Below are 14,971 nucleotides of genomic sequence, written 5' to 3' on the forward strand. Positions count from 1 at the left end.
CCGCACGGCGCGGCCGGTCGGGGGCAGGGATGGGCAATGGCCGATAGCGGCGATAGCAGGGGCAGCGGCACGACCAGCGCCAGGCGCGGCAACCTGCTGACGCGCGGCTGGCGCTCCATCCGTGAGGCGGGAACGCTCCAGCTGGCGGGCACTTTCGTCATGCTCCTGCTCGCGCTGACGATCGCGCGGTTCAGCTGGACGCTGCCCTTTACCGATGTCGCGACCCCGCTCACCAATGCGGCCGAGCGCGCCTTCTACGATTTGCGCAATTACTACGCTGCCGACCTGGTCGAACAGGACGACCGCATCCTGATGGTGGTCTACAACGACCAGACGCTGATCAACGCCCAGAAGCGCTCGCCGCTCGATCGCGGCATGCTGGCCGAGGCGCTGCGCAATCTCGACGAACTCGAGCCCAAGGCGATCGGGATCGATATCCTGTTCGACCAGCCCCAGGCCGAAGATGACGAGCTGATCGAAACGCTCAGGAACATGAAGACCCCGGTCGCGGTCGGCTATGCCAATGTCGCCACCAACGAGGACGACATCGTCTACGAGCAACAGGTCTTCCTCGATGAATTCATGAGCCGCCTCGAAGGCAGCAATGCGCGTCCAGCCAGCATCCGGCTCGACAATTCCTTCGGCGCGACGCGGGTCTGGCCGAGCATCGAGCCCGACCTGCCGCCGCTGCTGGGCCGCGCGATGCTGCGCGATGCCGGAGTCGATCTGGGGCGGTTCGAAACCTATCGCGGGGCGATCGAATATCGCCGCTCCAAGTTCGAGCAGCAGGCGGGCCTCGACGAGGCGGAGGTGTCCGAAGACCTGTTCGAATCCGCTGCGATAGACCTGTTCGTCGATCTCGACCCCTCGATCCTGCCTTTCCTGAAAGAGCAATATGGCGGTCGTTATGTCCTGATCGGGGGCGATATCGTCGACTACGACCGGGTCGAGACTACGTTCAGTTCGATCGACGGAAACGTGCCTCCGGGTCTTGCGGTCCATGCCGAGATCATCGCCCAGATGCTTGACGGCAAGGCGATGAACCCGGTGCCGAACTGGGCGAAATGGGCGATCGCGGTGCTGGTCGTGGCGATCGCCGCGCTTGTCGCGCTGCTCGAATGGCCGACCCGCAAGCGGGCTCCGCTTCTGGCGCTCATCTTCGCCATCCTGATCGGTATCCCGCCTTTGCTCGAAGTGCGAGATGTCGACACCTACGGCCTGCCGGCGGTCGGCTGGCTGCTTGGCTGGGTGCTCGCCTTCACCGCGGTCACCACGACGGCCCGCGCGGCAGGGGCGAAACAGCGCAGCTTCGCGCAGGGGGCGCTTGGCAAGTATATCCCGCGCGACATCGCGCAGGCGATCATCGACCGGCCCGAACTGCTCTCGCTCGGCGGCGAGAAGCGCGCGATCTACGTGCTGTTCTCCGATCTCGAGGGCTTCACCAAGATGAGCCACGCGATCCCGCCGGAAATGGTCGCGAAGCTGCTCAACCGCTATCTCGAGATGCTGAGCAAGGTGGTGCTCGATCATGGCGGGGTGATCGACAAGTTCGTCGGCGACGCGGTGGTCGCCTTCTGGGGCGCGCCGATCGCGCGGGCCGACGATGCCGAACGGGCCGCAAGGGCCGGCTATGCGATCTGGCAGGCGGGCGAGGAATTCCGCCGCGAGGTCGCGGAAATGGACCCCTCGCTCCCGCCGATCGGAAAGACTCGCGTCGGGCTCCATTATGGCGAGGCCGTCATCGGCAATTTCGGCGGCGACACGCGCATCCAGTACACCGCGCTCGGAGACAGCATGAACACCGCCGCGCGTCTGGAGGCTGCGAACAAGCCGCTCCAGTCGAGCGTCATGGCGAGCCGCGAATTTGCCGAACAGAGCGGGCTCGACTGGTGGCGCGCGATGGGCCGGGTGCAGCTGCGCGGCCGGGCGAAGCCGGTCGACATCTACGAGCCCGCGCCCGATTTCCCGCCCGAGGACCGCGCACGGCTGGAGGAAGCGTCGCGGATCGCGGCCGAGGACGCGGCGCAGGCAGCCGCGCTGGTGGCCGACGTCCTCGCTAGGCATTCGGACGACACCGCGCTACAAAACCTCCAGCACAGAATGAAGAACCTCGATGAAGGGGGAGCCTATGTTCTCGGATAAGATGAAACGACGCATTTCCAGGGCCGCGCTGATCGGTGCGGCGCTTGCCATGCCGGTCGCGGCGGCAGCGGGCGTGGTGGTGAAGTCCTCGGGGCCGTCCGCCGGCACCTACAAGGTCGGAACCAAGGTCGAAGACGGAGCCAGCATCACGCTTAAGGCGGGCGACAGCGTTACCGTGCTCACCAGCAAGGGCACCCAGGTGCTCAGGGGCGCGGGTACCTATACGGTGGGCGAAAAGCCCAAGGAGCCGCGTCTGCGCTTTGCCAATTTCACCCGTCAGGGCGCTGCGGGCCGGGTCCGCACCGGGGCCGTGCGCACGGGCGAGACGGGCGAGCTGGAGCGGCCGAACATGTGGTATGTCGACCTCACCCAGCCCGGCACCACCTGCCTCTACGATTTCGAGACCGTCCGCCTGTGGCGCCCCGATGCGAGCGAGGCGGCGACCTATACCATGGTCGAACCTGAACTGGCGGACGCGGTCGAGGTCCATTTCGAAGCGAGGGAAGCTGCCCGTGTCCTCAATTCCGAACGGCTAATGCTGGCGGAAGGCCGCAGCTATGCGATCCGCGGACCGCTGATTGAGCTTTCCGGCGTCGCCGACGAGGAAGCCGAGAGGGAGACCGCGAGCGACATGCCCGCGGCCGAGCCCGCGCCCGAAGCGGAACCGGTGCGCATGACGTTCGCCCTCGTGGATGCTTACGAAACGCCCGAACAGCTTGCGGAAATGCTCATCGCGAACGGGTGCACTTCACAGCTCGCGATGATGGCCGACCGGCTCGAGGCCGACGCAGAATAGTTTCCTGCACGCGCGGAACAGTCGATGGGCGCCGCGGCCGGGCCGCGGCGCCCATCGCGTTTCTTCAGTCCGAGGGTATCAGCGTCAGCCGCGTCTGCCGCCCGTCGAGGAAGCGGACGCGTTCCCCGTCGAAGAAGGCATCCTCTTCCGATCGGAAATCGACCCGCTGGCCGCCCCATTCGGGCACGCTTGCATAGCTGGTGAGTTCGATCGACCACGCCGTGTCCGCCCGCAGGCGATATTCCCCGCGCGGATCGGGGTCCTGATTGTCCCAGAAACCGATCGCGCTCCCCGCGCCGTGGCCATGTAGACCGATCGGGTGCGAATAGATCGACGGGTCGAGGCCTTCCGCGACCGCCCGGGCGCGGGCGGCGGCAAGGATCTGGTTGCCGCTTAGCCCGGCTTCGAATTCCTCCATCAGGATGTCCTGCACGCGGTTGGTGTTCGCAAGGCCCTTTTGCAGTCCCTCGGGGGCCTCGCTCTCGCCGGGTTTCAGCACATAGGCGAGATGCTGGGTGTCGGTGTTGAGCCTGAGATAGGTGATGCCGAAATCGGTCCACAACAAATCGCCCGGCTCGATCACGACATCGCCGCGCAGCATGCCCTCCTCGCCTTCGCGCTGGATGCCGATCGAGGGGTGAAACCATGGCGCGATGCCGAGCCGGGCGAGCCGATCTCGATACCACCATTCGACATCTGCTGCGGTGGTCGCGCCCGGGGTGATGACTGCACGCGACAGGGCCTCGGCGATGAAGGCGCGGGCGAGCGCGACGATCGCGGGATAGAGTTCCATCTCGTCCGGTATGCGCGTCTCGAGCCAGCGCAGGGCGAGCGTTTCGCCCGGCACGATCCGTTCGCGATAGGTCTCGGGCAGGCGGGCGGTCATGGCGCGATACTGGCTCAGCGTCATGCCGTCCGCGAAGGCGGTGAGATCGGAGGTGTTGATCGCGATTCGATCCGGGTCGCGCGCGGCGATGATATCGGCGACCGCCTGCCACTGGTCGGGCTGTTCGTCCGGGTTCCAGGCGGGTTCGAACAGGCCGGCAAGCCCATAGCGGCTGACCGTAAGCCGTTCGATCGGCTTTCCTTCGCCCGGATCGAACAGGACGAGGATGGTGCGCCTTCGCGCGTGCATGCTCCTTGCATCGAGCATCGAGGCGACCACCGGCTCCTCGAAATATTCGCGCGCCATCATCACCCACATGTCCACGCCTTCTTCGCGCATGACCTGTGGCAGGACGGTCTCGAGCCGTTCGGCAAGGATGCCGTCGATGATTGCAGCCCGTTCGCGCATCGGCAGGGTGGTGAGGGTGCCTGCGTCAAGCGCTATGGCTGGCCCTGTGTCCTGCGCCCCATCGCGCGCCGCCAGCGATGCCGGCGCGAACAGCAGGCCCGCCGCCAGGGCGAGCGAGGCCGCCGCCTTTCCCAATTCCCGTATCGTCGCACCCATGGCGCTGCCCCTCCGATCGCTCGACCCTTGCCCCTCTTGTGGGCGGGGACCATGGAGTTCGCCTGCCCGGCCTGTCAAACGCTCGCTTTGCGCGTTGCGGGGGAGCCGGAATTCCCGCGCCTTGGCGGGACCTTACAAGCCGCGGGGATAGAGCGCTGATAGCTTGCGTTTGATGCTGCGGGTGATAGGCTCGCCGCCCGTCGCCGGGACCGGGTCGCCATTGGGATGGACGGCCCGTTCCGCAACGGAAATGGCGGGCCTTGGACATCTCGCGGGGGGATGGGATGACGACATTGCTGGGCAGGAATTTCGCCCGGATTCGCGCGGCGCTGCGGCAGGGGGCCGGCCATCATGGTGCCGGGCTGATGCGTGTCGCCGCCCTGTGCGCGCTTGCCATCCTCTATCCCGCCACCTTCGCCAGCGGCAACGCGACCTATGAAGGCGTTGCAAGCTGCGCCGGATCGACCTGCCACGGCCGCGCCGAAGGAAACGGTGCGGTGGTCCGGCAGGACGAGATCGCGACCTGGCAGAACCCGGCTTCGCAGAGCGGCGCGCATTCCCGCGCCTATGCCGCCCTCGCGACGCTGCGCGGGCAGCAGATCGCCGACAGCCTCGGCCTTGGCCGCGCGACCGAGGCACCGGCCTGTCTCGGCTGCCACGCGACCTTCGCTCCAGCCTCGCAGCGGGGTGACCGTTTCATCCTGTCCGAAGGTGTGGGCTGCGAATCGTGCCACGGTCCTTCGGGCAAGTGGCTCGCCGAACATTACGCCCGGCCCGCGACCCATGCCTCGAACGTGGCGGCCGGCCTCGTCCCGCTGGAAAACCCGCAGTCGCGCGCCAATGTCTGTCTCGACTGCCATTACGGCTCTGCGAACCGGGGGCAGTTCGTCACGCATTCGATGATGGCGGCGGGCCATCCGCGCGTTTCGTTCGAACTCGACCTGTTCAGCGCGCTCCAGCAGCATCACGACGTCGACGGCGACTACATCGATCGCAAGGACCGGCCCGATGCGGTGCGGTTCTGGGCGGTCGGCCAGGCCGAGGCGGTGCGGCGGGCGACCGGCCTGTTCGCGCAGCCGCGCTTCGCGATGGAGGGCGCGTTTCCGCAATTCTATTTCTACGACTGCCATTCCTGCCACCGCACGATCACCGATGCGGCCCAGAGGAAGCTCACTTTCGAAACCAATCCGGGCCGGCCGATCCCCTTTGGCAACCCGCCCTTCAATGACGAGAACATCATCATGCTGTCCGCGGTCGCGGGCGCGCTGGTGCCTGCGCAGGCGGAGGAATTCCGCACTGCAAGCCGCGGCTTTCACAAGGCGATGGGCGAAGGGCCCGAGGCCGCGCGCGAGGCGGCGAAGCTCCTTTCGGCCCGCGCGGGGGCGCTCTCGAGCGCGCTGAATTCGCGAGCCTATGGCAATGAGGATGCGTTCCGGGTGATCCGCGTGATCGCGGACGAGGCGACGTCGGCGCGCTTCACCGATTATGCGGGGTCGGTGCAGGCGGTGATGGCGATCGACACGCTTCTGAATGCGCTGGTCAAGGACGGGCGCGTGACCATGGCGGCCGCCGCCGGCATCCGCGCCGACATCAACCGCGCCTACCGGGCCGTGGCCGAGCCCAATTCCTACCGCCCGGCACAGTTCCGCAGCGCGCTGCGCACCGCAGCGGGCGCGATCGGCAGGCTCGGCTGATGCGATTTCGGGGGGGGACAGCTCTCTTCGCGGCGAGCGCGCTGGTGCTCGCCTCCTGCGGGGGCGGGGACAGCAATGCGCCAACGGGCGGCGGAACGGGCGGCGCGCCTGCGAACCCGCCGCCACCGCCGCCACCGCCGACGGGCGCGCTGTATTCGGTCCCCGCGGCCGAAAGCCTTTCCGCCGCCGATGTTGGACGCGTCGTCGCGCAGGCCGCTGCTCAGGCCGATGCCCAGGGCGCGTCCGCGGTGATCGCGGTGACCGACCGGGTAGGCAATGTCCTTGCGGTATTCAGGATGCCCGGCGCACCCGCGCTCGCCAGCATTCCCGATGCGCCCAACGGGCAGAACATCGACGCGCAGGGGCTCGACGTGCCCGCCGAGGCCGCGGCCATCGCCAAGGCGATCACCGGGGCCTATCTCTCGAGCGGCGGCAATGCCTTTTCATCCCGCACCGCCAGCATGATCGTGCAGGAGCATTTCCCGCCCGCACCCACGACCGTCGGCCTCGAAAGCGGGCCGCTGTTCGGGGTGCAGTTCAGCCAGCTTCCCTGTTCCGACCTCGTGCGCCGCGCGAGCGACGGGCCGATCGGGCCGAAGCGCTCTCCGCTCGGCCTGTCGGCGGACCCGGGCGGTTTCCCGCTCTACAAGAACGGTGTCGTCGTCGGCGGAGTCGGCGTCATGGCGGACGGGGTCTATGGCTCCGATCCCAACGTTCTCGACATGGACGTGGACACGGACGAGGCGATCGCACTGGCAGGCACGATCGGGTTCGAGGCACCCGTCAGCATCCGCGCGGACCGGATCTTCGCCGACGGGACGAGCCTGCGGTTCTCGGACACGAGCTACACCATGCTCGCCAATGTCGCGGGCGCCAGTTTCGCGGGAACGGCAGGAACGCTCGTTCCGGTGACGGGCTATTACCCGGGCGGCGCGCTGCGGGCAGGTTCGACATACGGCACCGAAAGCTCCGGGATCAGGCCTTCGACCGCGGCGGAATTCTCGATTCCCGACGCCTTCGTGTTGACCGACGGGGCGGGCAACAACCGCTATCCCGTGCGCGGCGGGACGGACGGGGCGGAAATCGCCGCGCCGATCAGCGAGGGTGAGGCGCGTGCGATCCTCGAGGAAGCCTTCACGGTCATGAGCCGCGCGCGCGCGCAGATCCGGCAACCGCTGGACAGCCGCGCGCAGGTGACGATCAGCCTCGTCGATACGCGCGGCCGCGTGCTCGGCATCGTGCGGTCTCCCGATGCGCCGATCTTCGGCACGGATGTGAGCCTGCAGAAGGCTCGCACCGCCAATTTCTTCTCCGCACCCTTTGCCGCCAGCGAATTGCTCGCCGCGCAGGGCGAGGTTCCCGACTTCGTCCAGCGGGTGAGGAGTTTCCTCGGCGATCCGAATGCGCTGACGGGCAGCTTCGCTTTCGCCGACCGGTCCGGCGGGAACCTGTCGCGGCCCTATTTCCCCGATGGCGAGGTGGGCCAGCCGCACGGGCCGCTGTCGCGCCCGATCGAACAGTTCAATCCGTTCTCCACGGGGCTTCAGTCGGCGCTGATCGTCGACAATCTAGCGCAGCATCTCGGCTTCGTCACCGGAGCGGCCGCAAGCGACACGCCCAACAATTGCACGACCCTGCCCGAGGTGACGCCCGGCGCAACGCGGCTCGACAACGGCATCCAGATCTTTCCCGGTTCGGTCCCCGTCTATCGCGGCAACGTGCTTATCGGTGGAATCGGCGTGTCGGGCGACGGGATCGACCAGGACGACATGATCAGCTTTTTGGGCCTCCACAATGCCGGGCAGAGGGTCGGCAGCATGGGCAATGCGCCGAAGGAAATCCGAGCCGACCGCATCGTGGCGCAGGTGGGCGGCCGGCAGGTGCGGCTGCGCTATGTGAACTGCCCGTTTGCGCCGTTCCTCGATACGGCCGAGCAGAATGTCTGCGAGGGGCTCTAGGCCATGTCGCTGCTTCTCCTGCCCGCGGCCCTGTTCGCCCAGAGCGCCCCTCCGCCGGAAGAGCCGGACAAGCCTGCCGACCAGCAGCAGCCCGAATGGGAAAAGGACGCCCCGCCGGTCGATCCGGAGATCATCGAGGGGCGCGAACGGCCGGGCTTCAACGACGAGCTGCCGGAGGAAATCGAACAAGACAATCCAGGCGCGGTGCGCGCCCCGCCGCCGCAGGCTTTCCCCAAGGACCAGCTGCCCATCCCCGACCGCTGGCGGCTGATCGAGAGCCTTGGCCTCGTGCGCGAAAGCCTCATCGATCCCTACAACCAGAACACCTACAAGGGCGACCGCCCGATCAACCCGGACAAGGTGCCGTGGCTGCCGATCACGGGGGACGACTGGTTCTTCGTCGCGAACCTCATTTCCGACACGGTCTACGAACCGCGCACCTTTCCCATTCCGGTGGGCATCCAGACGACCGAGGACCCGGACCGGCTCGACGTGTTCGGCGACGATTTCTCGACCGTTCTGTCGCAGACCTTCATCGCGGGTTTCGCGCTTCTCAAGGGCTCGACCGCGTACAAGCCTCCCAGCGTCGAATACCGCGTCACGCTCGCCTACAACGTCAACTATGTCGACGTGCCCGAACGGCGCGTGCTGTTCGTCGAGCCATCACTGGAAAGCGACCGGCTCGACCATTTCCTGGGCGTGCAGGAAGCCTTCGTCGATTACCACTTCACTCAGTTCGACACCTCGCGCTTCGACTTCATCTCGATCCGGGCAGGCATCCAGCCGTTCCAGTCCGATTTCCGCGGCTTCCTGTTCAACGACCAGCAATTGGGCGTGCGGCTGTTCGGGTCGCGCGACAACAACCGGGTGCAGTTCAATCTCGGCGCGTTCTGGCGGCTGGAGAAGGACACCAATTCGGGCCTCAACTCGATCGTGCAATCCCCCCGCGACGACCTCGTTTTCGTTGCCAATCTCTACCGGCAGGATTTCCTGATCCCGGCGCTCACGAGCCAGTTCACCGTCGTCTACAACCGCAATCGCGAAGCCGACGATATCGAGATCGACGACAACGGTTTCCCGGTGCGCCCGGCATTGCTCGGCAATCTGCGCGGGCGGGATTACGACGTCGTCTATCTCGGCTACAATGCCGACGGGCGGATCGGGCGGGTCAACATCACCGCAAGCGCATATTGGGCGCTGGGCGAGAACCGGGACAATTTCTTCACAGGCCGCCCGTCCGACATCAACGCGCAGTTCTATGCCGCCGAACTCAGCTACGACAAGGACTGGATGCGCTTCCGCCTGTCGGGCGCCTATCAGAGCGGCGACAGCGACCCGTTCGACGATGACGAGACGGGGTTCGATGCAATCTTCGAGAACCCGGTCTTTGCCGGCGCGGACACGTCCTACTGGATCAGGCAGACCATCCCCTTTGCCGGCGGCGGGCGCGCGGTGTCGGTGAACGGGCGCAATGGGCTTTTGAACAACCTGCGCTCCAGCAAGGAGCAGGGGCAGTCCAATTTCAACAATCCGGGCCTCATCCTCGCCGGGGTGGGCGCGGACTTCGACCTCACGCCCGAATTCCGCCTGTCGGCCAATGCCAACCACCTCTGGTTCGAGGACACGGCGGTGGTCGAGACGCTGCGCAACGAAGGGTCGATCCCGCGCGAAATCGGCTTCGACCTGTCGGCGGCGGCGATCTGGCGGCCCAAGGCGACGCAGAACATCGTCGTGCGCCTGTCGGCGGCGACGCTGCTGGCGGGCGACGGCTTTCGCGACCTGTTCGATAATCTCGGAGGGCAGAACGAATTCTATTCCGTCCTCGCAAACGTGGTGCTGACCTACTGATGGCTCCTTTCCGCTCCCTTTGCCTCCGCCACATCGCGCTGCTGGTCGCGGCGCTGACGCTCGGCCTCGCGATGCTTGGGGGCGAGGTGATGGCGGCGGACAAGGAAAAGCCGGTCAAGCGGGACTATTCCCGAGTCATCGCGCCGCCCGCGCCGGCCCGGCAATCGGTCGTCGAGATGATGGCGAAGTCGGAAGGCTGCAACACCTGCCACGTTAAGGCGGACGCGCCGACCATGCACGCAACGCCCGCCGTGCGCCTCGGCTGCACCGATTGCCATGGCGGCGATGCGAGCGTGCGCGGCAATAGCGAGCTTCCGCACGACCATCCCGACTATGTCGCCGCGCGCGACCGGGCGCATGTCCTGCCCAAATATCCCGATAGCTGGCACTGGCCGTCCTCCGCCAATCCCAAGCGGTCCTATGCCCTGCTTAACAAGGAATCGCCCGAATACGTCAAGTTCATCAACCCGTCCGATTACCGCGTCGCGCGCGAGGCCTGCGGGGCGTGCCACATGCAGGCGATCGAGGCGTCCGAACGATCGATCATGGCGACGGGCGCGATGCTGTGGGGCGGGGCGAGCTACAATAACGGGATCCTGCCGTTCAAGAACTACCTCCTGGGCGAAGCCTATACGAGGAATGGCGAAGCGGCGAAGATCGTGACCCCGACCGGGCCGAGCGGCGAGTTGACCGAAGCGCAGAAGAAGCGCGGCGTGCTCGCAGAGATGTATCCGCTGCCGACATGGCACGTGATCCCGCCGGGCGACATCTTCCGCGTGTTCGAGCGCGGCGGGCGCACCATCAACTCGCAATTTCCCGAAATCGCCATTCCGAACCCGACCGGACAGATCCAGCGGCTGGAGGAACCGGGCCGGCCCGATCTCAAGCAGTCGAACCGCGGCCCGGGCACCGGTCTGCGGGTGGCGATCCCGGTGCTCAACATCCACAAGACGCGCCTCAACGATCCCTTCACCTGGTTCATGGGGACGAACGACCAGCCGGGCGATTATCGCCATTCGGGCTGTGCGAGCTGCCATGTCGTCTATGCGAACGACCGCGAGCCGCGCCATTCGCTGATCTACGCCAAATATGGCCGCGACGGGCAGTCGATCACCGTCGATCCGACCATCGCGGGCAAAGCCGAGGAAGGTCATAACGACAAGGACGCGAAGGCGAGCGGCCATGGCGGGCTGAAGCAGCCGGGCGTGACCTACGACGAGGAGCCCGCGCTCGGCGCAGCGGCAGGCATGAAGAACGAGGAGGACGGCCTCCTCACCCCGGACGGCAGGCCGAAGGAAAAGGGCCACCCTCTCCAGCACGTCTTCACCCGTTCGATTCCGACCGCGCAGTGCATGAACTGCCACATGCACCAGCCCAACATCTTCCTGAATTCCTATCTCGGTTACACGATGTGGGATTACGAGAGCGACGCGCCGCATATGTGGCCGGCGAAACAGAAATACCCCACTGCCAAGGAAATGCGCGAAGTGCTCGACCGCAATCCCGAAGGCGCTGCGCCGCGGGGCAAGTGGGCCGATCTCGATTTCCTGCGCAATGTCTACGATCTCAACCCCGAGCTCAGCGACACGCAGTTCGCCGACTATCACGGCCACGGCTGGAATTTCCGCGCGATCTTCAAGCGCGACCGCGATGGCAACCTGCTCGATGCGGACGGGAACGTCGTCGACAATGACGATCCCGAGAAATGGCGCCGCGAAGGCGAGGGCAAGTTCGTCGAACCGGGCACCAATCCGGGCAAGGCGGTCCACCTCATGAGCATCCATGCCGAAAAGGGCATGCAATGCGCCGACTGCCATTTCGAACAGGACAGCCACGGCAACGGCCTGATCTACGGAGAAGTCGCGAACGCGATCGAGATCGGGTGCAAGGATTGCCACGGCACCGCCGATGCCTATCCGACGCTGCGCACCAGCGGGCCTGCGGCTCCGCCCAAGGGCCACGACCTCTCGCTCCTGCGCAATCCCGACGGCAAGCGCCGGTTCGAATGGGTGGAGGGCGATGGCGGTACGCGCCGCCTGATCCAGCGCTCGATCGTCGATCCCAAGCTCGAATGGGACGTCAGCCTCGTCAAGAACAGCGTCGATCCCGCGACGCCCGAATTCAACGCCAAGGCCGCGCGCGCCAAGCTGATGAGCAAATACGGCGCGGAGACCGGCAATTACGAATTCGGCACCGGCATCGCCGCCGAGGACCGCGCCCACCGCGACGGGGAGATGGCGTGCTTCACCTGCCACCTGTCATGGACGACGAGCTGCGGCGGGTGCCACCTGCCGATCGAGGCCAACTGGAAGACCAAGTCGCACCGCTATGAAGGCGGCGAAACGCGCAATTTCGCGACCTACAACCCGCAGGTCGCGCGCGACCAGATGTTCCAGCTGGGCAAGCACCAGACCACCAAGGGCAGCCAGATCGCGCCCGTGCGCTCGTCCAGCGCGCTGGTCCTGTCCTCGACCAACATCAACCGCGAGCGGATCTACGTCCAGCAGCCGCCGATCAGCGCGATCGGCTTCTCTTCACAAGCCTTCGCGCCGCATTTCCCGCACACCGTGCGCACGACCGAGACCAAGACCTGTTCGGACTGCCACCTGTCTGAAAAGGACGACAACAACGCGATCATGGCGCAGCTGCTGCTGCTCGGCACGAATTACGTGAACTTCGTCGGGATGCACGCCTGGACCGGCCTCGAAGGAGGCTTCACCGCGATCCGCGTCACCGAATATGACGAGCCGCAGGCCGTGCTCGGCTCCTATCTGCACAAATACGCCTATCCCGATTACTGGAAGCTCCACGTCGAGGACAATGACCGCGAGCTGAAGGACTGGGTGCGTGGGCGTACCTTCGATGAAGACCTGTCGGGCGAGACCAAGCCGTTCGAGGAATTCGTCAACGCGCATGAAGGCACGAGCGACCGCGTGGGATGCCTGCAATTGCGCGGCGAATACATGTTCGTCGCCGAAGGAAAGGGCGGCTTCCGCGCCTATGACGTCGCCTCGATCGCGAACAAGGGCGTGTCCGAACGGATCCTGACCGCGCCGTTCTCGGCACTGGGCCATGACACCCATGTCGACACCGAGAATGCGACCTGCATGGCGCTCGCCACCAACCAGCCGATCGCGCCGGATCGCAACACGCCGGAAATGCGCGAGATGAACGAGGAACAGCCGTTCCTGCCGGTCTACGACTATGCAGTCGTCACCGATGCGGTGGAGGGGCTGGTGCTGGTGAACGTCAACACGCTTGCCGACGGGGAATTCCGCAACAACAAGTTCGAGCGGATGACCTTCGCCGACGGGTCGGATGCGTGGAACCCGGGCGGGGTGCTGAACGGCGCGCGGCACATCCACCTTGCGGGCGAAGTCGCCTATGTCACGGCCGAGCGCGGCCTCGTCGTCGTCGATCTCGCCGATCCGTCTCGCCCGAAAGTCGCCGCCTTGCGCGAGCTTACCGACGCGCGGGCGAGCGCGATCCAGTTCCGTTATCTCTGGGTATCGGATGCCGAAGGCGTCAAGCTGTTCGACGTGACGAGCCTGCGCAATCCGGTGGCCGTTCCCGAAGCCACGGTGCCGCTGGCCGATGCGCGGCGGATCTATGTCGCGCGCACCTATGCCTATGTCGCGGCGAAAGGCGACGGCCTCGTCATTCTCGACGTCGAGAAACCGCGCGCGCCGAAGGTCTTCCGCAAGTTGACGCTCGGCGGGACTTTGAACGATGCCGAGGACGTGATCGTCGCTTCCACCAACGCCTCGCTCTTCGCCTATGTCGCGGACGGGCGGAACGGGGTGAAGGTGCTCCAGCTCACAAGCCCCGACAGCCAGCGCAATTTCTACGGCTTCAGCCCGGCGCCCGTGCCGGAAATGATCGCCTGGGCTAAGACCTCCTCACCCGCCATCGCGCTGTCCAAAGGGCTCGACCGCGACCGCGCCGTCGACGAGACGGGCGGGCAGATCGCGGTGTTCGGCCGCCTCGGCTCGCGGCCGTTTACAAGGGACGAGATGGAGCGGCTGTTCATGACAAGCTCGGGCGTGCCGTGGAAGGTATCGGACGCGGTCGACATGAACCGCTGGGTCGGCCGAGAAGTCGCCGCGCCCCGGCGCGCGCAGGCACCTGCGTGGGCCATGATCGGCGGGAAATAGGGCAAGGGGAGGCTCGGCCCGCGGCCAGCGCCCCGGGAAAGGCCCGCGCCTATTCGCGCTCGGCGTTGAGCCCCTGCATCATCGGTACGAGCTTGTCCTCGTAGCGGGCGAGCGTCGGCCAGTCGCCGACTGGCTGGAAATGCGTCACCAGCGCGCCTTCGTGCCAGCGATGCAGGCTGAAGAAGGGCGGCTCGGCGGTCACGATAGCGCGAGCATCCGCATGGTCGAAATCGAGCGGGCTGAGATCGAGCGCCACGGCCGGAGCCACCGCGGGCGTCACCGAAACCGGGATGTGCCCGACCATCGCGTGCAGCGGGCGGTGGAGGTGGCCGCAGCGGATGCCGACGATCTGGCGGTGCGCCGCGACCGTTTCATGGAAGCGCCGGAACCAGTCCTCGTGCGGGCGCGGGTCCATCCAGTCGATCCCGGCGACGACCGGCGGGTGATGGATGAAAAGCACGGTGGGCGTTTCGGGATGCGCTTCGAGTTCGGCGGTGAGCCAGGCTGCGCGGGTTTCGCAGAAGGCCCCGCCGTGGCGGCCTTCCTCGAGACTGTCGAGGCAGATGACGCGCAGGCCCCGGCATGCGGCGGTGAACTGCACGAAGCCGTTCGGGTCGGCATATTCGGGAAAGGCACGCAGCAATTCGCCGCGGGCATCGTGGTTTCCCGCCATCGGATAGACCGGGAACGGGCAGCGTTCGACGGCGGACTTTAGCCGCGCGTAGCAATCGGGATCGCCGTTGTCGGCAAGGTCGCCGGAAAGCACCAGCATGTCCGGCTGGCTCGGCAAGGCGAGGATGGCGTCGAGCACGGCGAGGCAGCGTAGATAGTTGAACTCCGCCTCGCCCGCACCCGGATCGTATCCGATATGCGTGTCGGTCACCTGCGCGATGATCACGCCGGCCTTGCTGTCATCCCCCCTCGCCATG

General features: G+C 66.3%; 8 protein-coding genes. 6 read left to right on the plus strand and 2 right to left on the minus strand.

Going from position 1 to position 14,971, the window contains the following annotated elements:
- Positions 1 to 36: 36 nt before the first annotated feature.
- Together Ga0102493_RS04075 and Ga0102493_RS04080 are read left to right on the plus strand one after the other, a co-directional pair.
- Positions 37 to 2,142: an adenylate/guanylate cyclase domain-containing protein gene (locus Ga0102493_RS04075; protein ID WP_034904494.1), complete on the plus strand. Its 2,106-nt coding sequence runs from the start codon at positions 37 to 39 to the stop codon at positions 2,140 to 2,142.
- Complete coding sequence (locus Ga0102493_RS04080; RefSeq protein ID WP_034904491.1) at positions 2,129 to 2,938, plus strand: hypothetical protein; 810 nt, start codon at positions 2,129 to 2,131, stop codon at positions 2,936 to 2,938. Before Ga0102493_RS04075 ends, Ga0102493_RS04080 begins: the two co-directional genes overlap by 14 nt.
- 64 nt (positions 2,939 to 3,002) lie before the next feature.
- Here the strand turns inward: Ga0102493_RS04080 and Ga0102493_RS04085 are convergent, their stop codons facing one another.
- Complete coding sequence (locus tag Ga0102493_RS04085; RefSeq protein ID WP_051698069.1) at positions 3,003 to 4,388, minus strand: M24 family metallopeptidase; 1,386 nt, start codon at positions 4,386 to 4,388, stop codon at positions 3,003 to 3,005.
- A 284-nt stretch (positions 4,389 to 4,672) separates the two neighbouring features.
- Between Ga0102493_RS04085 and Ga0102493_RS04090 the strand changes: the two genes are divergently transcribed.
- Genes Ga0102493_RS04090 through Ga0102493_RS04105 form a run of 4 tightly spaced genes read left to right on the plus strand, consistent with a single transcriptional unit; the run spans position 4,673 to position 14,042 of the window.
- Positions 4,673 to 6,082, plus strand: a complete 1,410-nt coding sequence (locus tag Ga0102493_RS04090; RefSeq protein WP_081845670.1) for a multiheme c-type cytochrome — start codon at positions 4,673 to 4,675, stop codon at positions 6,080 to 6,082.
- Complete coding sequence (locus Ga0102493_RS04095; protein ID WP_034904489.1) at positions 6,082 to 8,040, plus strand: heme-binding protein; 1,959 nt, start codon at positions 6,082 to 6,084, stop codon at positions 8,038 to 8,040. Before Ga0102493_RS04090 ends, Ga0102493_RS04095 begins: the two co-directional genes overlap by 1 nt.
- A gap of 3 nt (positions 8,041 to 8,043) precedes the next feature.
- The gene (locus tag Ga0102493_RS04100; RefSeq protein ID WP_034904487.1) at positions 8,044 to 9,888 is read left to right on the plus strand and encodes a hypothetical protein; all 1,845 of its coding nucleotides are present in this window, start codon (positions 8,044 to 8,046) and stop codon (positions 9,886 to 9,888) included.
- Positions 9,888 to 14,042, plus strand: a complete 4,155-nt coding sequence (locus Ga0102493_RS04105; RefSeq protein ID WP_051698067.1) for an LVIVD repeat-containing protein — start codon at positions 9,888 to 9,890, stop codon at positions 14,040 to 14,042. The genes Ga0102493_RS04100 and Ga0102493_RS04105 overlap by 1 nt, the downstream gene beginning before the upstream one ends.
- Positions 14,043 to 14,091: 49 nt before the next feature.
- On the opposite strand, the gene Ga0102493_RS04110 is transcribed toward Ga0102493_RS04105, so the two are convergent.
- Entirely contained in the window at positions 14,092 to 14,970 is an 879-nt protein-coding gene (locus Ga0102493_RS04110; RefSeq protein WP_051698066.1) for a metallophosphoesterase, read from the minus strand.
- Position 14,971 lies beyond the last annotated feature (1 nt).

The organism is Erythrobacter litoralis (genome assembly GCF_001719165.1).
GTDB lineage: Bacteria > Pseudomonadota > Alphaproteobacteria > Sphingomonadales > Sphingomonadaceae > Erythrobacter > Erythrobacter litoralis.

Bases quoted from the DNA above. Each gene is read 5' to 3' on its own strand.
- Ga0102493_RS04075 (WP_034904494.1), top strand. From the start codon at position 37: ATGGCCGATAGCGGCGATAGCAGGGGCAGCGGCACGACCAGCGCCAGG.
- Ga0102493_RS04080 (WP_034904491.1), top strand. From the start codon at position 2,129: ATGTTCTCGGATAAGATGAAACGACGCATTTCCAGGGCCGCGCTGATC.
- Ga0102493_RS04085 (WP_051698069.1), bottom strand. From the start codon at position 4,388: ATGGGTGCGACGATACGGGAATTGGGAAAGGCGGCGGCCTCGCTCGCC.
- Ga0102493_RS04090 (WP_081845670.1), top strand. From the start codon at position 4,673: ATGACGACATTGCTGGGCAGGAATTTCGCCCGGATTCGCGCGGCGCTG.
- Ga0102493_RS04095 (WP_034904489.1), top strand. From the start codon at position 6,082: ATGCGATTTCGGGGGGGGACAGCTCTCTTCGCGGCGAGCGCGCTGGTG.
- Ga0102493_RS04100 (WP_034904487.1), top strand. From the start codon at position 8,044: ATGTCGCTGCTTCTCCTGCCCGCGGCCCTGTTCGCCCAGAGCGCCCCT.
- Ga0102493_RS04105 (WP_051698067.1), top strand. From the start codon at position 9,888: ATGGCTCCTTTCCGCTCCCTTTGCCTCCGCCACATCGCGCTGCTGGTC.
- Ga0102493_RS04110 (WP_051698066.1), bottom strand. From the start codon at position 14,970: ATGGCGAGGGGGGATGACAGCAAGGCCGGCGTGATCATCGCGCAGGTG.